This is a genomic window from Acidobacteriota bacterium (assembly GCA_009861545.1).
Classification (GTDB): domain Bacteria; phylum Acidobacteriota; class Vicinamibacteria; order Vicinamibacterales; family UBA8438; genus WTFV01.
Window position 1 is genome coordinate 1 of record VXME01000072.1, and the last position, 19,221, is coordinate 19,221.

The window sequence follows — 19,221 nt, forward strand, 5'->3', positions numbered from 1 at the left end:
CTTTTATTTATTATTCTACTATATTCCCTTTACTTTTTTGTGGCGTTTGTTGGGGGTTCTTGGTTTTTTGAATCCGCCCGACGGCCCCCGCAGACGACGGCATCCCGCCGCCCAACCCGAGCCTCGCCGAGCGCACGCCGCGCCGCGGGCCGAAATCGCAGGCGGTGGTCGACCCGCGCAACGCCGCCAGGCACGGCCTGGCGGTCACCTGGCTGCACTGGCGGGGGCCGGGCGACGTGTCGTTCGACCCGCAGGTGCCGGAGGTCGGCGAAGCGGGGCGGGCGGTGACGCAGGTCGGCTTCAGCGAGCCCGGCACCTACGTGCTGCAGGCCGTGGCCGACGATACCGTCCACCTCGTGCGGGTCAACGTGACGGTCAACGTGAAGCCCGCGCCGAGTGCGCCGTAGTCCGGACGGAGTCCGCAACCGGCAGGCGTTCGGCCGCGGCGGCGCGGCCGGACAGGAGGTCGCCATGGCTTTCCCACCGCGTGCACCGGAGCGGCGAGACGCCGCGCACCGGCCGGCGCGGCTGCGCAGCGCCCGCTTTCTCCTGTTCGCACTGCTGGCGGCCATCGTCGCCACGACCGACCCCGCCGGCGTCGCGCCCCTTGCCCAGGTACTCGAGGCGGGCGAGGCGCAGGCGTACGTCGCCGTTCTGAGGCGCGACCGCCCCGTCATGGGGCTCGGCCCGGCCGACTTCCGCGTCGAGGAGGACGGCGACCGGCGCGAGGTGCTGCGGGTCGAGCCGGCGACGGCCGCCTTCAACGTGGCGCTGCTCGTCGACGACAGCATGGTCGCGAGCAACAACATCGTCCACGTTCGCGAGGCGCTGGTGTCGTTCGTCGAGGAGATGCGGGGGCATCGCATCAGCCTGATCGCGTTCGGCGACCAGCGGCAGACCGTCGTCGACTACACCGCCGATACGGCGTTGCTCAGACAGGCGGCCGAGCGCTTCTCCGGTTTCTCCGAGACCAGCGCCTACCTGGTCGCCGCAGTGGACGAGACCGCCGGGGAGCTGGCGGCCCGCCGGGCCATGCGTCCGGCGATCGTACTGCTGACCACCGAGGGACGCGGCATGCAGGACATGGCGATCCAGGGGATCGGCCTGCCCGCGCGGGGGCGGAGCACCCCCGACGCCAGCCGCGACCAGGACGCCGAGGCGGTCGCGGAACGGCTGTGGGGCTACGGCGTGGTCATGCACGCCGTGGCGTTGACGAGCCTGCGCAGCGTCGGCTTCTCGGATTTCGGGCGCAGCAACGGCCTGGCGACCATCACTTCCGGCGCCGGCGCCTTCCGCTGGATGCAGGAGAACCGCGAGCGCGAGCGCATGCTGGACAAGGGGCCGAGCGACTCCGGCGGCCGGCTCTACAAGGTGTCGTCGACGTCCGGCATCGCCGAACGGCTCAGACGGATTGCGTCGGAGCTCAACACGCAGTACCTGGTCACCTATCACCGCCCGGCGCTCGACGAGCCGCCGGAGGAGCTGCGGGTACGGGTGAACCGCCGGCGGCTGACGGTGCGCGCCACGCCGGCGCGCTACTACCTCCCTCCCGCGACGGTGTTCGTGGCCGACGGGGTCGTGGGGGACGAGACCGTCCATCATCACTCTCCCGCCTGCCGAGGGCTGGCGCCCGACGAGATCGGCCGGACGATTGCCGTGCCGCTGGCCGCGCTCGGTTCGACCGGGAGGATGTGCCCCTACTGCCCCGGCGCCCGGACGCACCAGGACGCTGGCGCCGCGGCGGGGCGCTGAGCCGACGAGGCTCGTGCGGTCCGCCGCCCGGCGGCCATTGCCGAATGACCTGCATCGACAACCAGTGAGGAGTGGAGCGGTGACTCGAATCGGCAGACCCTGGACGCCGCGCGGCAACGGAGGCGTGGTCGTGCTTCTGGCGGCGTTGGCTCTCGGCGCGGGCTGGACGGTCGTCGCGGCGGTCGGGAAGGCCGGCGGCGCGCAGTCGGGCGACGGCCCGATCCCGGTGGCCGACACGCCGACGCGCGCCAAGGCCGCCGACGGTTCGTACATCTCCTGGCGCGAGCACATCGTCGACGACCTGGCGGTCGGCGGCGTCGCCCTCGCCGGGAGCGACGGGCTGGAGATGGCCGACCTCGACCGCGACGGGCACCTCGACATCGTGTCCGTGCACGAGTCCGACACCACCTACGACGGCGTGCCGGACGGGCACGTGCGCATCGCCTACGGCGCCGACGACCCCGACGTCTGGGACCTCTACACGCTGGCCGAGGGCGAGGAGGCGGGCGCGGCCGAGGACGTGGCCATCGGCGACATGAACGGCGACGGCTATCCGGACGTCGTCGTGGCGTGCGAATTGTCGCACCTGATCTACTTCGAGAACCCGGGCGCGAAGGGCCGGGCCGAGCGGTGGAAGCGCGTGATACCGACCGCCACCCTCGACCGCGGCTCCTACATTCGAGTGTTCCTGGCCGACCTCGACGCCGACGGGCGCCCGGAGGTGCTCGCCGCCAACAAGGGGGGCCAGAACCCGCCCCGCGGCACGACCGAGAAGCACCCGGTCTCGTGGTTCGCGGTTCCGGACGATCCGCTCGACGGCGATGCCTGGGTGGAGCACGAGCTGACGCGCGTCATCGTCCCGATCAACTCGCAGCCCTTCGATCTGGACGGCGACGGCGACCTCGACGTCATCGGCGGCTCGCGCATGGAGCAGCGGATCTTCTGGTTCGAGAACGTGACCACGGACGAGATCGCGTTCGTCGAGCACCGCATCGACATCGAGCCCGAGGCGGTCGTCACCGGCTTCAACATGGAGTTCGTGGACCTGAGCGGCGACGGCCGCATCGACATCGCCATTCGCGACGAGCGCAACGGCCTGTCGTGGCTGGAGCAGCCGGCCGACTTCGCCGACGCATGGGGGCTGCACGTCATCGGCGACCTGACGCCCGACCGGCTGGTCGGCTTCGCGCTGACGGACATCAACGACGACGGGCGTCTCGACGCCTTCTCCGGCGCCTACAGCCAGGCCCCGCGCGACGTCGACGCGACCGAGCTGTCCCCGGCGCACCGCGCCGGCCGCCTCGCGTGGTTCGAGCAGCCCGAGGACCCGACCGGCGCCTGGACCCGCCACGACGTGTCGCGGCGCGTGCGCGGCATGTTCGACAAGTTCCTCGTTCGCGACATGGACGGCGACGGCGACGGCGACTTCATCGGTACCCGCGGCAACTCGATCCCCTACGACGGCGTGTTCTGGCTGGAGCAGGTGCGCAGCGCCGAGCCGCTGCCGGCCTTCGACCAGGCGCGGGAGCAGGAGAGCCGCCAGCTTCCGCTGCCGGAGTAGGTGGGGCGGGAGAGGCCTCAGACGAGTTCCTCCACGATGCAGGGATCGCATCGAAGCAGCCATCTGTCTTGAAGTTTGCGGCACGCAACGAAGCGACCTACCGAAGATAGCTGGCTCATGCCCGACCCGCTGCAGGGTATCCGCGTCCTCGACTTCGGCCGCTTCATCGCGGGGCCGTTCTGCGCGGCGCTGCTCGCCGATCTGGGCGCCGACGTGATTCGGGTCGAGAAGGTGCGGGGCGGGGAAGACCGCTTTCTCATGCCGGTGACCGAGGCCGGCGACGGGGCCTACTACCTGCAGGTGAACCGCGGCAAGCGTGGGATGACCCTGAATCCGCGCACGCCGGAGGGGCGGCACGTGCTCCAGCGGCTGGTGGCGCAGACCGACGTCGTCGTGGCGAACCTGCCGGATGCCGCGCTGAGGGCGCTCGGTCTGGACTACGACGCGCTGACGGCCGTCAGGCCGGACGTGATCCTCACGAGCGTGTCGGCGTTCGGGGCCGGCGGCCCGTCTTCCCACCGGCTGGGGTTCGACGGGATCGGGCAGGCGATGTCCGGCATCATGTATCTCTCCGGCCGCCCCGGCGAGCCGACCAAGGCCTATTGCCCCTATGTCGACTTCACGACCGCGCTGGTGGCGACGGTGGGCACGCTCGCGGCGTTGATGGTGCGGCACGACACCGGTCAGGGGCAGCAGGTCCGGGCGTCATTGCTCGCCTCGGCGCTCACCATCGCCAACGGCATGCTGATGGAGCAGGCGATGATCCGGCCGGACCGGGTGGCGACCGGCAACCGCAGCCAGACGCAGGGGCCGTCCGACGCCTTCCGCACCCGCGACGGCTGGGTGCTGGTGCAGTGCATCGGGCAGCCGCTGTTCCGGCGCTGGGCGGCGCTCATCGGCGAGCCGCACTGGCTCGACGACCCCCGCTTCGCCGACGACCGGTCGCGCGGCGACAACGGCGCGGCGATCAGCGAGCGGATGGCCGCCTGGTGCGGAGAGCGGACGACGGAGGAGGCGCTTGCCGCCCTCGACGCGGCGCGCATTCCTGCCGGGCCGGTGCTCTCGCCGCAACAGGTGCTCGACGATGCGCACGTGCAGGCCGTCGGCTTTCTGCGGTCCGTGGCCTCTCCCGGCGCCGACGTCGAGGCGCCGTTGGCGGAAACGCCGTTCACCCTGTCGGCGGCGCCGGCCGGCATTCGGGGCGGCGCCCCCGCGCTCGGCGAGCACACCGACGCCATCCTGGAAGATCTGGGCTACTCGCCCCCGGCGATCGCGGCCCTCCACGAGCGGGGCGTCATCTGACCGCGCGCCACTATACTTGCGCGCGATGAATTCGATGCCCGACAACGGCGGCGGCGCGGTGCTCGTGCTGTCTTGCTCGCTCAACCCCGCCAGCCGCTCGCACGCGCTGGCCGTCGCCGCGGGCGAGGCGCTGGCCGCCATCGGAGCTTCCCACGAACTGCTCGATCTGCGCGAGTGGGACATGCCGATCTGCGACGGGAAGGCCTGCTACGACCACCCGTCCATCGGCCCGGTCACCGAGCGGGTCGCCGCCGCCGCGGCCGTCCTGATCGCCTCGCCGGTCTACAACTACGACCTGAACGCGGCGGCGAAGAACTTCGTGGAGCTGACCGGGCAGGCCTGGGGGGGGAAGCCGGTCGGGTTTCTCTGCGCGGCCGGCGGGCACCGGAGCTACATGTCGCCCATCGGACTCGCCAACAGCCTGATGTTCGATTTCCGCTGCCACATCGTGCCGCGCTACGTTTACGCGACGAAGGACGACTTCACCGCGCCCGGCGCGCCGTCGCCGGAACTGGCCGGACGCATCCGGCAGCTCGCGCAGGCAACGGTCGATCTGGCCGCCGCGCTGCGTTGGGTGGCGGGCCTGCGCACCCAGGCAGTCTGATGCCGTCCCGGCCGCCGCGCCGAGCCTTTCCGGGAGCGGGCCGCTGCAACAGCGGGCCGTTGCGACAGCGCCGCTGCAACAGCGGGCCATTGCAACAGCGGGCCATTGCAACAGCGGGCCATTGCGACAGCGGGCCATTGCGACAAGGAAGACCGATGTCCGTGACTACGACCGCGGCCCCGACGGCGCCGAGCCGCACCGCTGATTTCGACCTCACACCGGAGCAGCGCCAGGTGCGCGCCGCCGTCCGGGAGTTCGCCGAGCGCGAGATCCTGCCGTTCGTCGAGGAGCACGAGCGGGCGGAGCGGTACCCGGCGGAGTCGATCCGCAAGCTGGTGCCGCTCGGCTACCTGACGCCGCTGCTGCCGGCGGAGTACGGGGGAGGCGGCTGCGACGTCGTCACCTACGGGGTGATCTGCGAGGAGCTGGCGCGCATCGACTGGGTCGTGGCGTCGGTGGTCTCGGTGACCAACTCGTTGGTGGCCGGGTCCATCGTCCGCTTCGGGACGGACGCGCAACGGGACCGCTGGCTGCCGGGCGTCTGCGACGGGTCGGTGCTGACCGCGGCCGCGCTGACCGAGCCGGGGGGCGGCAGCGATCTGGCGGCGGTGCAGACGCGCGCCGAACGGACCGCCGCCGGCTGGTCGCTCAGCGGCTCGAAGGTGTTCATCTCGCACGCCGCGCACGCCGGCCTGCTGCTGGTCGCGGCGACGGTCGATCCCGCCGCGCGCCACCGGGGCGTCACCGTCTTCCTCGTGGACCCCCGCGCCGCGGGGGTCGAGATCGGCGACCTGCCGATGCGCACCCTGAAGCGCGACAACCTGGCCACGATCCATTTCGACCGGGTCGCCCTGGGCGACGACGCCGTGCTCGGAGAGGTGGGGCGCGGGTTCCCGATCCTCGGGGCGGCGCTCGACATGGGGCGCTTCTCGGTGGCCGCGCGCTGCGTGGGGCAGGCGCAGCGGGCCATCGACCTGAGCGTGCCCTACGCCAGGGAGCGGGAGGCGTTCGGCCGGTCGATCGGCGGGTTCCAGATGATCCAGCAGAAGATCGCGGACATGATCTGCCGGACCGAGTCGGCGCGCGCGCTGGTCTACCGCCTCGGCCGCATGAAGGACGCCGGCGTCGAGCGTTGCTCCGTGGAGGCGTCGATGGCGAAGCTGACGGCGAGCGAGGCGGCCACCGCCAACGCCCTCGACGCCATCCAGATCCACGGCGGCTACGGCTTCTCGGCGGAATACGAGGTGGGCCGACTGCTGCTCGAGGCGAAGACGCTGGAGGTGGGCGAAGGCACGAGCGAGCTGCACCGCAGGGTGATCGCCGAGCACGCCCTCGGCCTCCGGGGCCGTTAGCGCCCCGAAACGCCTCGCGGGCTCGGCGTTCGGCCCATCCCCCCCGCTTCACGACTCTGCGCCCCAGCACTCCGCTTCGCTGCGTTCTGCGGCGCAGACTCCTGGCCGGTCGCCGGGCCGCGCGGTGAAACCGGCGGCTCCCCGCCTGCGTAGTCACTTGATGAGGGTCGGAGCAGGGGAGGGACCAGTGGTCAGTGCCAACCGCCGCCGCATCGGAGCCGCCGTCGCCGCTTTCTGGATCGGGTTGCTTGCGTTCTCCGCGGCGCCGGCCGTCGCCGGCCAGACGGCGCCGACCGCCGAGGAGGAGGCGCTGGCCGACGCCGTCCGCGCGCGATTCGAGGTCGACCTGCGGCTCGACGGCCTGTCGTTGACGTCCACCGCGGCCGACGGTGCGGCGCGCGTGATCACGCTCGGCGACGGTGTCGTCGCCGTGGACGGCGTGCCGGTGTCCGGGCTCGAGCTGCGGCGCGCGTTCGGGGACGACGCCGACCTGGTGCTGCGGGTCACGTATCTGGCGGACGCGGCTCGCGAGGCGCTGTTCGGCGGCGAGGCAGACGGCGCAGCGGACCCGGCCGGGCCCGAGCAAGCCGAGGCGGTTTCGGCCGGCGAGCAGGCCGCCGCAGCGGAGCGAGAGGCCGATCTCGAGGCGTCGGCCGACGCCGAGACGGCCGGCGCCGTGGAGCAACCCGCCGCCGCCGCGCCGCAGGGCGCTGTTTCTGCCGCCGCCGGGCGGCCGGCAGCGGACCCCGTCGTCGAGTCCGCCCCCGAAGCCGACGACGCGCCCGTGCGCCGGACGATCACCCGCCGCGACGTGTTCCGCCTTGGCGGGCCGGTCACCATCGGGCGGGACGAGCGGGTCCGGGGCGACGCGACGGTGATTCTGGGGCCGCTCACGGTCGACGGTGAAGTGACGGGCGACATCGTGGTGATTGCCGGGCCGCTTCGCATCGGTCCGCAGGCGAACGTGCGCGGTGACGTCACCGTCGTCGGCGGCACGTTGCGGAAGGCCCCGACGGCGGCGCTGCGGGGATCGGTGACGCACATCGGCTTCGCCGACCTCAATCCGTTTCGCGCCTTCGGTCCTGTCGGCGGATTCCGCGGTTGGGGGTTCGGTCCCTGGCCGTTCGGCTGGCGGGGGGGCGGACACGACCTGTTCGGGACGGCGATGCGGCTGCTCATCCTGGCCCTGCTGGCGTCCGGCATCGTGCTCGTGGCCCGGGGTCCGGTCGAGGGGATCGCCCGACGCGCGAGCGCCGAGCCGCTCAAGGCCGGTGTGGTCGGCGTCCTGGCCCAGATGGTGGCGGTCCCCTTGCTCGTGTCCGGGATACTGGTCGCGGTGATCTCCATCGTGGGGATACCGCTGCTCCTGCTGCTGCCGTTCGTCGTCATGGCCGCCGGACTGATCATGCTGGTCGGCTTCAGCGGCGCCGTGCTCGGCGCCGGCGACGTGGTCCGGAGCCGGATGGGCGTGTCGAGCTCGGCCGCCTACGCAAGCGTCTGGGCCGGCGTTGCGCTGATCCTCCTGCCGACTCTGGCGGGAGAAGCGCTGGGGATTGCCGGCGGGTTCTTCCGGGGGCTGGGCGTGCTGCTGGCGCTGCTCGGCCTGCTGCTGGAGTACGCGGCGTGGACGGCGGGGCTCGGCGCCTTCATTCTGAACCGGGTGTCTCCATCGCCGTTGCCGGGTGCGAGTCTTCCGGTGCCGCCGGCCCCCGCGCCGCCCGTAGCGCCTCCGGCTTCCGCGCCCCCGCCGGCTTCGGAAGGCGCGCCACCGGCGAATAGGGACGAGAGTTGAGGGTCGCTATTCGAAGCGGACGGACTCCAGCAGGGACACCCAGCGCGCGTCCCACGCCTCGACGGTTCCCGCCGGGCCGGTGATCCGGAAGAAGTACGGACCGGCGGGCGTCTCGACCACTGCCGCCTTGAGCCGGAACTCCGGCTTGTGGTAGCGCATCCCCGAGCCGGGGCGCACCTCGGCCGCGTAGGTGCCGGGCACGTCGAGCGTGGTCACCGCCAGGTCGCCGACCGCGAAGGTGGTGGTGGTGGCGACGTCGGCCGAACGGCGTCCGTCCGGCTGCAGCATCTGGCCGGTCCACCGCTCCAGGTTCGCCTCGACGGACCCGCCGGCGCCGCCGAAGTAGAAGACCACGAGCTCGGCGTCCTCGGCGTCGCCCGCGGACTTCGGCAGGACGAACTGGGCCACGCGCATCGGCGACGAGACCTGCACGGTGATCCACTCCACCGGGGGATCGAAGGTCAACGCCGGCTCCTGCGCCCGCCCGGTCGGCATCAGCAGAACCGCCAGGCAGAAGGCCGTCGCAATGGGGAGCGCCTCGGATTTTCTTGGCAGGACAGTCATCATGGAACCCCGTTCGCTTCCGGATTCTATCCCGCCGGCGCCGGCGTTGTCGCGTGGGGCGACGCATTCCGGTCTATGATTGAAGGTTCCGAACGAAGGCATGGTGCACACCGTCGCCCACGAGGCGAGGACGTCGGGGCAGGGCGACATGCACGATATCACCGGGGTGGTGGCCGCGGCGGTGGCCGATTCCGGGTTGTCGGCCGGCGTCGTGACCGTCGCCGTCGTCGGGTCGACCGCCGGCATCACGACCATCGAGTTCGAGCCGGGCGCGGTGTCCGATTTCGACGCGATGTTCGAGCGCCTGGCCCCGCGCCGGGGCGCGTACCGGCACCACGAGCGCTGGGGCGACGACAACGGTTCGAGCCACGCGCGCGCCGCGCTGCTCGGACCGTCGCTGACCCTGCCGTTCACCGACGGACGCGTGTGCCTCGGCACGTGGCAGCAGATCGTGCTGGCGGAGCTCGATACGCGACCGCGGAACCGCCGGGTGGTCGTGCAGATCCTCGGAGAATAGCGAGACCGGCATGCCCGCCGACATCCCGCACGTCAAGGTGACGCTCGACAACGGGCTCGACGTGATCGTGCACGAGGATCGCCATTGCCCGATAGTCGCGGTCAACGTCTGGTACCACGTCGGCTCCAAGAACGAGCGGCCGGGCCGGACCGGCTTCGCGCACCTCTTCGAGCACCTGATGTTCGAGGGCTCCGAGCACCATGACAGCGGCTACTTCCGGCCGCTGCAGGAGGCGGGCGGGGCGCTGAACGGATCGACCAGCGCGGATCGCACGAACTACTGGGAGGTGGTGCCGCGCGGCGCCTTCGAGCGGGCGCTGTGGATGGAGTCGGACCGGATGGGGTATCTGCTGCCGGCCCTGACCCGAGAGAAGCTGGAGACGCAGCGCGAGGTCGTCCTGAACGAGCGGCGGCAGAGCTACGAGAACCGGCCCTACGGGCTCGCGTCGATGACCCTGGCGGCGGCCCACCATCCGCCGGACCATCCGTACCACTGGCCCGTCATCGGTTGGCCCGACGACGTGCGCGCCGCGACCCTCGACGACGTGCGGGACTTCTTCGCGACGTACTACCATCCGGCCAACGCGTCGCTGGCGATTGCCGGCGACGTGCGCGCCGACGACGCCATCGGGGCCGCCCGCGCGTACTTCGAGGAGATCCCCGCGGGACCGGCGCCGCCGCCGGTGACCCCGCCTGCGCCGGCGGCCGGCGACCGGCACCAGGCGCTGCTGCTGGAGGATCGCGTGGGGTCGCCCCGGCTGTACCTCGGATGGGTCACGCCGCGGCTCTTCGGGCCGCGCGACGCCGAGCTGGATCTGGCTGCGACGGTGCTCGCCGGCGGCAAGTCCTCCCGGTTGTACCGGGCTCTGCTCCAGGATCGGCGGCTCGTCACGGATGTCGTGGCGCACCAGTACTCGCTCGAGATCGCCGGCCACTTCAGCGTGGTCGCGACCGCGGCCCCGGACTGCGGGCTGGACGCGATCGAGGCCGCCATCCGGGCCGAGATCGACCGGCTCGCGGCGGACGGCCCGACCTTGGCGGAGCTCGAGCGCGCCCGCAACCTGGCGGAGGCGGACCACGCGTGGCAGCGGCAGTCCGTCGGGGGCTTCGGCGGCCGGTCCGACCTGCTGAACACGTACAACGTCTATACCGGCACGCCCGACTACGCCTCGGCGGACTTCGACCGCTACGTGGAGGCGACGCCCGAGAGCGTGGCCGCCGCCGTCTCCGCCGAGCTCGGGGCGGACTCGCGGGTCGCGCTCAGCGTCGTCCCGGCCGGCCGCGCCGACGCCGCGCTGCCCGGCTCGACACCGGTGGAGACCCGGTAGTGGCGGTCGACAGAAGCGCGTTGCCGCCCGTGGGCGCGCCGGCGCCGTTGCGGTTTCCCGCCATCGAGCGCGAAACCCTGCCGAACGGCGTCCGGCTGTGGAGCGTCGATCACCACGAGACGGACCTGATCGGCTTCGTGCTGCTGGTTCCGTCCGGCTCGGCGGCGGATCCGCCGGGCCGCGAGGGACTCGCCGCCTTCACGGCGGATCTGCTGGACGACGGCACGCGGCGGCGCTCGGGAATCGAGCTGTACGACGAGCTCGGCCGGATCGGGGGGCGGCTCGGAACCGACGTCACGAGCGACGCCACCGTGCTGTCCATCACCGCGCTCGCGCGCCACGCCCGGGACGCCCTGGCGCTGCTGATCGAGCTGGCCACCGAGCCGCGCTTCGACCCGGAGGAGGTCGAACGGATCCGGACGCTGCGGATCAGCCGCATAGCGCAGAGGCGCCACGTGGCCGCCGCGGCCGCCGAGCGCGCATTCCTGCGGTCGGTCTATGGACGGCATCCCTACGGGCATACGCCGGCCGGTACCGAGACGTCGCTCGCGCGAACGACCCTCGACGACGTGCGGGCGTTCCATGCCGTCCACTACGCGCCGGCGAGATGGACCCTCATCAGGGCGGGCGGTCGGGGGCGCGCGCCGGAGGCGGAGCTGGCGTCGCTCGCGTCCGGCGTTCCGCACGACGCGCTCGCCGCGGGCCGGGACGCCGCGCCCGCCGAGACGGGTGCGGCGCCGGCCGAGCCAGCGAACGGCCGCCTCACGTTCGTGCCGCGCGACGGCGCGGTCCAGTCCGAGCTGCGGATCGGGCATGTCGGCGTCGTGCGGCGCGCCGCGGACTACCCGGCCGTCATGGTCATGAACATGGTGCTCGGCGGCCAGTTCGTCAGCCGGCTCAATCTCAATCTCCGCGAGGCCAGGGGCTATACCTACGGGGTCCGGACGGGCTTCGACGGCCGCCGGCGACCCGGGCCATTCGTGCTGCAGACGGCGGTCGATGCCGCGGTGACCGGGGACGCGATCCGCGAGGCGGTGCGCGAGATCAGGGACATCCGCGCCGCCCGGCCGGTGACCGGGGACGAGCTCGCGGCGGCCCGACCGGGGCTGACCAGCGGCTTCGCGCGCAACTTCGAGACGGCCGGGCAGGTCGCGCACGCGGCGATGCGGCTCGCGCTGTTCGAGCTGCCCGACGACGAGTACACGACCTTCGTCTCACGCGTGGCCGCGGTCGACACCGCCGCCGCGGCGGACGCGGCGAGACGCCGCCTCGATCCCGACGCCCTCCGCGTGGTGGTGGTCGGACCGCCGGACGTCGGGCCGTCGCTGGCGTCGCTCGGCCTCGGGGAGCCGGTGCAGGCGACGGTGGACGAGTTTTTTCGATGACCGTTGAAACCGGAACGGGTCTTCGTTCGTTATATTCCTGAAGGCCCCCGAGCATGTCACTGGCCCGCTGGAGCATGAGCCTGGTCGGCATCGCCGGGCTGCTGGCCGCCGTCCTGGCCGCGGCCACGATCTGGCTGCTGTTCACCGAGCCCGTGACGGTGGCGGATGCCGTGACCGAGGGGGACGTGACGCCGCTCGTCCGCGAGCTCGCCGGGTTGCTCTACGAAGCGGTCTGGAACCTGCTGCGCTACCTGCACATCTGAGGATCCCCGCGGGACCCGCGGCCGAGCGGCCCGAGCGCCCGCCGGAGGAACCGGATCAGCACGAATCCGTCCAGCCAGTTGAACGGCGCCACCCCGGTGCTGTAGTGCCCGCAGGGCAGGACGAAGACCTCCGGGTCCAGCCCGCGCCGGCGAAACCCGGCGACCAGTTGTCGAGACAGGCGGACCGGAAACGAGAGGTCGTAGCGCGCGTAGACGAGCAGGGTGCGCGTGCCGCGCATGCGGTCGAGGAAGGGCGCCGGGCTGATGGGCAGCCACGCGTCGCGCAGCGTCTCCAGATCGATGGAGCCTTCGAGTCCGGCCCGCACGTGCGCCGTCGACAGCCCCTCCCAGACGACGTCGGCGAAGTACGGCGAGATGTGGTTGAGGGCCGCGGCCGAGATGCGGGCATCGTGCGCGGCGGCGAGCATCGCCAGGCAGGATCCCAGACTGGTGCCGAGAACGCCGATCCGCTCGTATCCCCGCGACTCGAGCCAGTCGACGGCGCGCCGCGTGTCGAGGACCGCCTGGCGGCAGACCTGGACCGTGCGGCCGAGGTTGGCGCTCACGATGTAGTCGGCCCGGTGCAGCTCCGGGGGCATGCGGGCGTCGTGGTACGGCAGGCTCAGGCGGACCGCGCTGATCCCGAACCGCGCGAGCAGGCCGGCGAGCGCGACGTGGCTGTTCGGGTCCGCGTTCCAGTGGGGGAGCACCACGACGGCGCGGCGGGACTCGCCGGGGCGGAAGGACGCGGGAAAGTACCGCCCGTGGACCGTGTCGTTGTCGGGATGCGGCGTCCGGAACGCGCTGGGAAAGCGCACCTGGCGGCCGTCGAAGCGGAAGTCGCGGCCCGGCGGCGCCGCGTAGAAGCGCTCGCTGTGGGCGGTGGCGTCCGCGGCCCATCCGCGCAACGTATCCGCCGGCGAGCCCGCGGCGGCGCCGTGGCCCGGCCGCGCAACGGCCGACCGCTCGGCCTGCGGAATCCAGTCGAGGCCCCATTCGAAGGGCCGGACGACCCGGTCGGTCGTCGTCGCGACCAGACGGCGTTCCCACTCGTGAAAGAGCCGTGCGATCAAGTCCGTACCGACCGGCAATGCTACTATGCGCGGGTCATGAGCGTGAAACAAGTCGGCGTCAAGGACGCCCGCACCCTGCAGACCGACGAGGGCTACACCTATGTCGATGTCCGCTCGACGCCCGAATACGACAGCGGGCATCCGGCGGGCGCCCTCAACGTGCCGCTGCTGCAACTCGACCCGGCCACCCGCCAGATGCAGCCGAACCTCGACTTCCTCGCCGTCGTCAAGGCCACGCAGGCCGCGGACGCGAAGCTGTTGATCGGTTGCCAGATGGGCGGCCGCTCGCAGCGTGCGGCCGAGATCCTCGCCGCCGCCGGCTACACCGACGTCAGCAACGTGCTCGGGGGCTTCGGCGGGGCGCGCGACCGGGCCACCGGCGCCGTGGTGCACGAGGGCTGGGCGGAGGCCGGGCTGCCGGTGGAGACCGCGGCGACCCCGGGCGGCAGCTACGACGAGCTGCGGGCGAAGGCGAAGAGCTGAGCTGGTCGCGCGTCAGCCGCGGATGGCGCCCTCGCAGGCCGCGGCCGCGGCGAGCAGCCGCGCCGTGGCCCCGCGCCGCCCGACGAGCTGCACGCCCGCCGGCAGGCCGCCGGCCGTCCCGCACGGGATGGAGATGGCCGGGTGTCCCGTCACGTCGAAGAGCTGCGTCAGCCGCAGCGTCAGGGCGCGCGTGGTCTCGGTCGCATCCCCGATGGCGATCCGATCCGTGCCGAGACGCGGTGGGATGATCGGCAGCGTGGGAAGCAGCAGCGCCGCGCGGTTCGCGAGCGCCGCGTCGACCTCGGCGGTCAGGATGCGCCGTCCCCGTTGGGCCCGCACGTAGTCCTCGGCCAGCACGTAGCGGCCCAGCTCGAGCCGCAGCCGCACCCCGCGGCCGTAGGCGTCCGGACGGGCGTCGAGATCGGCCCGATGCTGTTCCGCCGCCTCGGCGAGCTGCGTGTGCAGGTAGACGGGTCCGGTGTCGGCGGCATGCGGGATGTCCACGTCGTCGATCCGGCACCCCGCCCGCGCGAGCCGTTCCACGGTGTCGGCGAACGCGCCTTCCACCGCCGGCTCCAGCAGGTCGAGAAAGTAACGGCGGGGGATGCCGAGCCGCGGCCGGGGGGCGGCCGGCGGTTCGACCTGCTGCCCGCCGCCGTCGGGGCGGTGCGGGCCGTCGCGCATGGCGCCGTACAGCAGCGCCGCGTCACCGACGGAACGCGCGATCGGGCCGACGTGATCGAGCGACGGCGCCAGGGGCACGACCCCCGCGGCGCTGACCTCGCCGTGGGTCGGCTTCAGGCCGACGACACCGCAGCACGACGCCGGGATGCGAATCGAGCCGCCGGTATCGGTGCCGATCGAGGCCAGGGCCATGCCCGCGGCGACGGAGACCGCCGAGCCGCTGCTCGACCCGCCCGGAACGTGCGCCGGCGCGTGGGGATTGCGGACCGGACCGTAGGCCGACTCCTCGCCGGTGGTGCCGAACGCGAACTCGTGGAGGTTGCACTTGCCGACGATGATCGCCCCGGCCGCCCGCAGGCGCACGGTGACCGGCGCATCCGCCGCGGCGCGGTGGTCGGCCCGCAGCCGGGAGGCGGCGGTGGTCGGCGCGCCCGCCGCATCGACGATGTCCTTCAGCGAGATCGGGATGCCGTGCAGGGGACCGCGGTCGCGGCCGCGCGCCAGCTCCGCGTCGAGCGCCCGCGCCTGCCGCCGCGCGTCGTCCGCCAGGACGGTGATGAAGGCGTTGAGGACCGGGTCGCGTTCCTCGATCGTCGCCAGGCACTCTTCCACCAACGCCCCGGCGGTGACTTCTCCGCGTCGCAGCCGGGATCCCAGCGCGGCGATGGTCGTGCCGGGCGACACGATCATCGCTGAGCCCCGGGCGGTGCGGGCGGCGCGCCGTCACGGCCGGCGATCGGGTCGGCGTGCCGACCGGCAGTTTCCCCGCTGCCGGCCGCCCCCTCGTTGCCGGCAGTCTCGTGGGCACGCGCGGCCCGCTCCCCGCCGGTCCTCGCCCAGTCGGCCGCGCGCAGCGCGCGGGTGGCCCGGAACAGCATGTCGAGCAAGGGATCGAGGTCCGGGAGACTCCGCCGCGCCGCGTCCCGACGTGCCTGCTCGCGCCAGTCCTCGAGTTGCATGCGGTCCCGCGGTCAGATCATCGCGTCGTCCCGGAACGCCTCGCCGCGTGCGAAGCGTCCCGGGTCGAACCCGCCGATGTCGAGACGCGCCGACGCGCCGGTCATGAGCAGCTCGGCCAGCGCCGCGCCCGTCGCCGGGGCCATCATCAGGCCGTGTCCGCTGAAGCCGTTGGCGAGGTGGAAGCCGGCCAGCGCCGGGTGCTCGCCGAGCAGCGGGTTGTGATCCGGGGTCATCTCGTACAGGCCCGCCCATCCTTCCACCAGCTCGGCCGCCTCGAAGGCCGGCAGGCGCGCCACGAGCGGCGGCCGGAAGTCGGTGGTCCAGCGGTCGGCATCGCAGGCGAAGTTCTCGCCGGCCGGCTCGTCCAGCTTCGTGCAGGCGACGATGATGCGATCCGGATCGCCGGGCGCGACCGGGTCGTCATGGCGCCAGTGGACGCCGCCCGGGTCGATCACCACCGGGAACCGGTAGGGCCAGCGGTGCGGCAGGGCGCAGCGGAACAGGTGCTGGCGGACCGGGGTCACCGGGAGATCGAGATCGGCCAGCGCCGCGAGCTTCGCGGCGAACGGACCGGCCGCGTTGACCACCGCGCGGGCGTCGAGCGTCACGCCGCCGTCGAGCGTCACGCCGCGCACGCGCCCGCCGGTCACCTCCAGGCGCCTGACCTCCCCGGTGACGTACGTCGCCCCGGCCGCCGCCGCCGCGTGCCGGAAGCCGGCGAGCACCTCGCGCGGATTGGCGTAGCCGTCGTCCGGTCCGAAGATGCCGAAGCGGACGTCGTCGAGAAACAGGTCGGGCACGCGGGCGCGAATCCCGTCGACATCCAGGCGTTCGACGTGCGCGCCGAGCGCGCGCTGCTGCGCGTAGCGCCGCTCGAACCGCGCCGCGTTCCCGTCGTTGGCGAGGAAGAGGTAGCCGCGTTGGCGGAACCAGGCTTGCGGCCGGTGCTCGGGTGTCCGCATCGCCGTGTCGAACCGCTCGTAGAAGCGGACGCTGTACTGGGCGAGGCGGATGTTGGCGGCCGAGCCGAACTGCTGGCGCACGCCGCCCATGGCGAGAAACGACGAGGCCCGCCGATAGGTCGGGTCGCGCTCGACGACGACGACCTCGCCTGCGAAGCCGCCGGTCCGCAGGTGCCAGGCGATGCTGGAGCCCACGACCCCGCCGCCGACGATGACGATGCGGTCAGGGGACATGAGTCGGTGCGGTCGTGACGCCGGTCGTGCTACGCGCGGCGCGGGAGATCGTCCGCGGGCCGCCGCGGGGCGGCGCCGTCCTCGATGTAGCGCTTCAGGGCGTCGAGCGACAGCCCCCAGCCCGAGCTCATGTCGTCCTGGTAGCGCTTCCAGAGCGCCCCGTCGTCCGCCCCGCTCTGGCGGACCCGAACGCGGGTCGCGGGCCCGTCGACGCGGCAGGTCACCTCGAGCCCCATCGGGCCGAGCGCCTCTCCGCTGGCCGGCAGCCAGTACGCGTTGGCCACGAACAGCTCGCGGCCCGGGCGATACTCCATGACCGTGCCGTGGAAGACGCCGCCGTCCAGGCCCTTCCCGTCGCCCCATTCCAGCGCGTACACGCCGAGCGGGCGCGGCGTGGTCACCGAGCGGAGGACGCCCCACCAGGCCGCCAGGGCCCGCGCATCGAAGAAAGCCGCCAGCACGCGGGTCGGCGCCCCGATGATGCGGACCGCGCGCTCGACGCGAAGCCCCTTGTTCTTCGCCATGGACCGGACCGATAATCCTATCACCGCAACACCGGCGCGCAAGGTGCGCACGAACCGCGGAGCAGTGTCCTGGTTTGAAATCGGAAATCTGGATCCCCCTCCGCTCACGGCGGACACGGGATCGCTGGAAGGATGATCGCCGCGGGGACTCCGACGTGGTTGCTCACGGCCTGCAAGGCGAAACCGACGACGAGGAGTCCCAGGCCTAGCCGCGACCAGAACCGGTGGCGGTTCCACCGCGTCTCACGGTGCTGACGCTCCTCGGGGGTCGGCCCACCCAACAGCAGCCTATCGCCCCTGTCAGGATGCACGACATCGCTCGGCAACCCGAACCGGAACAGCAGGACCACGCCAGCGATGTCGAGCGCCAGGCCGATCGAGTTGATGACATCTGGATCCATCCGAACTCCGATTCCGCAAGGGTTCCGATCCGCACATGCTCCCTGAACTCGAACCGCAGTCACGTACGTGACTGCGCGCCCACACGCGTACGCGCGCATGCTCAATGCCGTAGGCATTGAACGCGCGTGCCAGATCTCGGCCGCAATGTCAAGGGTTTCGATCTCGTACCGCGCACGTGGATCACGTACCTTGATCACGTGCGCGGAAACGGACGCGTTCATGTACGCGTAAACTGATCGTGAATGCGGGTCCACGCGCGCACGCGAAGCGCCTCGCGAAAACGGACGCGGATCGCACCCGGATCGCGTGCGCGAAAACGGACGCGTACGTGCTAGTATACGAACATGCACTGCGTGTACGGATCTGCACGTGGTACACGGAGCGACTTGACGATCAGCGACCGAGAGACTAGGGCGATGAGCGACTTCAAAAAGGTCCGATTGGGTGTAACGGAACGCCAGCTTGACGACATGCGCTTCATCAAGGAGGTGTACAGTCTTCCCAACGAGGCGTCTGCCGTCGGCACGGCGCTGGCTGTCACCCGAGCCATTGCGGAGCGCGTCAAGCGGCAGCACGGCCGACTGGTTCTCCACAACGACGACGGGACGCGACAGGAGATCCGCATCCCTGCGAGAACCTGATCGATGGCCGACGGCGACGAACAGAGCCTCGGTGACGCGACGGAGGCCAGAGGGCCAGAGTTCGTCGACGCCTACAGGGGTGATGCGACGTTCTATCGGATAATCGCATACTCTCTCGGAATCGCAATCTCCCTCTCCATCGTGTGCTCACTGGTGGCTGTTCTCTGCGGCAAGTCGGTCCCGAACGGCATTACGGCAATCGGCTCGGCGGCGGTTGGCGCGCTGGCTGGCATATTCACAGCCACGTCCAGAGGCTGAACCAATCACCGCAGTAGTCGCGCTATCGCCGCGATCGTCGGGGCCGGCCGCGCGCGGGCGCCGGCGCCCGCACCGCCGTCCGACCCACCGCCGCCACCGCCGGAGATGAGCAGGGAAGAGTTGGGCGCGCTCTACACGAAGCTCCGGCGAGAGGAGCTGGAGCAGGAGCAAAGACGATGAAAGCCCTCTCCGTCAAGCAGCCCTGGGCCGAGCTGATCGCCCGGGGCGAGAAGACAATCGAGATCCGCGACAAGGGCACCAAGTACCGTGGCCCGCTGCTGATCGTCTCGTGCAAGGAGCCCAACGTCTGGGCCATCGGCTGCGCCATCGCCATGGTCGATCTGGTCGACTGTCGACTGATGGTCAAAGCCGACGAGGGCGCTGCGTTGGGCGAGCATCAGCAGGGGGCCAAGGCGTGGGTGCTGGAGAATCCCCGACGGGTGGAGCACGTGCCCGTCACGGGCAGGCTCGGCGTCTACGACGTCGATCTGGATCCCGGCCAGCTCGGGATCTAGTAGCCGCCAGCCCTAGCCGGAAGTTTCCAGGCCGATCGCTGATAAGTCACTGTTGGTGGTGGAGTT

Annotated in this window: 22 protein-coding genes; 15 read left to right on the forward strand and 7 right to left on the reverse strand. The window is 71.9% G+C overall.

The window, feature by feature from the left end; translation table 11 throughout:
* Window positions 1-164: 164 nt before the first annotated feature.
* The 7 genes from F4X11_12030 to F4X11_12060 all read left to right on the forward strand — a co-directional run bounded on the left by F4X11_12030 (window position 165) and on the right by F4X11_12060 (window position 8,363).
* Entirely contained in the window at window positions 165-407 is a 243-nt protein-coding gene (locus F4X11_12030) for a hypothetical protein (protein MYN65741.1), read from the forward strand.
* A gap of 64 nt (window positions 408-471) precedes the next feature.
* Complete coding sequence (locus tag F4X11_12035) at window positions 472-1,752, forward strand: VWA domain-containing protein (protein ID MYN65742.1); 1,281 nt, start codon at window positions 472-474, stop codon at window positions 1,750-1,752.
* A 79-nt stretch (window positions 1,753-1,831) separates the two neighbouring features.
* Window positions 1,832-3,313: a VCBS repeat-containing protein gene (locus F4X11_12040; protein ID MYN65743.1), complete on the forward strand. Its 1,482-nt coding sequence runs from the start codon at window positions 1,832-1,834 to the stop codon at window positions 3,311-3,313.
* Between the two features lie 117 nt (window positions 3,314-3,430).
* Complete coding sequence (locus F4X11_12045) at window positions 3,431-4,615, forward strand: CoA transferase (protein ID MYN65744.1); 1,185 nt, start codon at window positions 3,431-3,433, stop codon at window positions 4,613-4,615.
* Window positions 4,616-4,649: 34 nt separating this feature from the next.
* Entirely contained in the window at window positions 4,650-5,219 is a 570-nt protein-coding gene (locus F4X11_12050) for an NADPH-dependent oxidoreductase (protein MYN65745.1), read from the forward strand.
* Entirely contained in the window at window positions 5,219-6,571 is a 1,353-nt protein-coding gene (locus F4X11_12055) for an acyl-CoA dehydrogenase (GenBank protein ID MYN65746.1), read from the forward strand. The genes F4X11_12050 and F4X11_12055 overlap by 1 nt, the downstream gene beginning before the upstream one ends.
* Before the next feature lie 187 nt (window positions 6,572-6,758).
* Window positions 6,759-8,363, forward strand: a complete 1,605-nt coding sequence (locus F4X11_12060) for a polymer-forming cytoskeletal protein (protein ID MYN65747.1) — start codon at window positions 6,759-6,761, stop codon at window positions 8,361-8,363.
* Between the two features lie 6 nt (window positions 8,364-8,369).
* Here F4X11_12060 and F4X11_12065 read toward each other — a convergent pair whose 3' ends face one another.
* Window positions 8,370-8,930 (reverse strand): hypothetical protein, encoded by a 561-nt coding sequence (locus F4X11_12065; protein MYN65748.1) that lies wholly within the window; start codon window positions 8,928-8,930, stop codon window positions 8,370-8,372.
* A gap of 97 nt (window positions 8,931-9,027) precedes the next feature.
* Between F4X11_12065 and F4X11_12070 the strand changes: the two genes are divergently transcribed.
* From F4X11_12070 to F4X11_12085, 4 genes are read left to right on the forward strand one after another with little or no spacing between them, the layout of a single operon-like run.
* Window positions 9,028-9,444: a YjbQ family protein gene (locus tag F4X11_12070; protein ID MYN65749.1), complete on the forward strand. Its 417-nt coding sequence runs from the start codon at window positions 9,028-9,030 to the stop codon at window positions 9,442-9,444.
* Between the two features lie 10 nt (window positions 9,445-9,454).
* The gene (locus tag F4X11_12075; protein MYN65750.1) at window positions 9,455-10,771 is read left to right on the forward strand and encodes an insulinase family protein; all 1,317 of its coding nucleotides are present in this window, start codon (window positions 9,455-9,457) and stop codon (window positions 10,769-10,771) included.
* Complete coding sequence (locus F4X11_12080) at window positions 10,213-12,156, forward strand: insulinase family protein (GenBank protein MYN65751.1); 1,944 nt, start codon at window positions 10,213-10,215, stop codon at window positions 12,154-12,156. The genes F4X11_12075 and F4X11_12080 overlap by 559 nt, the downstream gene beginning before the upstream one ends.
* A 53-nt stretch (window positions 12,157-12,209) precedes the next feature.
* Window positions 12,210-12,419 (forward strand): hypothetical protein, encoded by a 210-nt coding sequence (locus F4X11_12085; GenBank protein ID MYN65752.1) that lies wholly within the window; start codon window positions 12,210-12,212, stop codon window positions 12,417-12,419.
* On the opposite strand, the gene F4X11_12090 is transcribed toward F4X11_12085, so the two are convergent.
* Window positions 12,404-13,633, reverse strand: a complete 1,230-nt coding sequence (locus F4X11_12090; GenBank protein ID MYN65753.1) for an abhydrolase domain-containing 18 — start codon at window positions 13,631-13,633, stop codon at window positions 12,404-12,406. The genes F4X11_12085 and F4X11_12090 overlap by 16 nt on opposite strands.
* Here F4X11_12090 and F4X11_12095 point away from each other — a divergent pair.
* Window positions 13,529-13,975 carry a rhodanese-like domain-containing protein gene (locus F4X11_12095; GenBank protein MYN65754.1) on the forward strand — a complete coding sequence of 149 codons (447 nt, stop codon included), beginning with the start codon at window positions 13,529-13,531 and terminating at the stop codon, window positions 13,973-13,975. The genes F4X11_12090 and F4X11_12095 overlap by 105 nt on opposite strands.
* Window positions 13,976-13,987: 12 nt before the next feature.
* Here F4X11_12095 and F4X11_12100 read toward each other — a convergent pair whose 3' ends face one another.
* From F4X11_12100 to F4X11_12120, 5 genes are all read right to left on the reverse strand, one after another.
* Window positions 13,988-15,349: an amidase gene (locus tag F4X11_12100; GenBank protein ID MYN65755.1), complete on the reverse strand. Its 1,362-nt coding sequence runs from the start codon at window positions 15,347-15,349 to the stop codon at window positions 13,988-13,990.
* Window positions 15,346-15,618 carry a hypothetical protein gene (locus tag F4X11_12105; protein ID MYN65756.1) on the reverse strand — a complete coding sequence of 91 codons (273 nt, stop codon included), beginning with the start codon at window positions 15,616-15,618 and terminating at the stop codon, window positions 15,346-15,348. Before F4X11_12105 ends, F4X11_12100 begins: the two co-directional genes overlap by 4 nt.
* 12 nt (window positions 15,619-15,630) lie before the next feature.
* Window positions 15,631-16,815, reverse strand: a complete 1,185-nt coding sequence (locus tag F4X11_12110) for an FAD-binding oxidoreductase (GenBank protein ID MYN65757.1) — start codon at window positions 16,813-16,815, stop codon at window positions 15,631-15,633.
* Between the two features lie 29 nt (window positions 16,816-16,844).
* On the reverse strand, window positions 16,845-17,339 hold the full coding sequence (locus F4X11_12115; GenBank protein ID MYN65758.1) for an SRPBCC domain-containing protein: 495 nt from the start codon (window positions 17,337-17,339) through the stop codon (window positions 16,845-16,847).
* Between the two features lie 104 nt (window positions 17,340-17,443).
* Window positions 17,444-17,740 carry a hypothetical protein gene (locus F4X11_12120; protein ID MYN65759.1) on the reverse strand — a complete coding sequence of 99 codons (297 nt, stop codon included), beginning with the start codon at window positions 17,738-17,740 and terminating at the stop codon, window positions 17,444-17,446.
* A 417-nt stretch (window positions 17,741-18,157) separates the two neighbouring features.
* On the opposite strand from F4X11_12120, the gene F4X11_12125 reads away from it, so the two are divergent.
* The 3 genes from F4X11_12125 to F4X11_12135 all read left to right on the forward strand — a co-directional run bounded on the left by F4X11_12125 (window position 18,158) and on the right by F4X11_12135 (window position 19,155).
* A complete protein-coding gene (locus tag F4X11_12125) occupies window positions 18,158-18,382 on the forward strand; it encodes a hypothetical protein (GenBank protein MYN65760.1) in 225 nt (74 codons plus the stop codon).
* 3 nt (window positions 18,383-18,385) lie between these two features.
* Window positions 18,386-18,640: a hypothetical protein gene (locus F4X11_12130; GenBank protein ID MYN65761.1), complete on the forward strand. Its 255-nt coding sequence runs from the start codon at window positions 18,386-18,388 to the stop codon at window positions 18,638-18,640.
* Window positions 18,641-18,816: 176 nt separating this feature from the next.
* Window positions 18,817-19,155 carry an ASCH domain-containing protein gene (locus F4X11_12135; GenBank protein MYN65762.1) on the forward strand — a complete coding sequence of 113 codons (339 nt, stop codon included), beginning with the start codon at window positions 18,817-18,819 and terminating at the stop codon, window positions 19,153-19,155.
* Window positions 19,156-19,221: the final 66 nt, after the last annotated feature.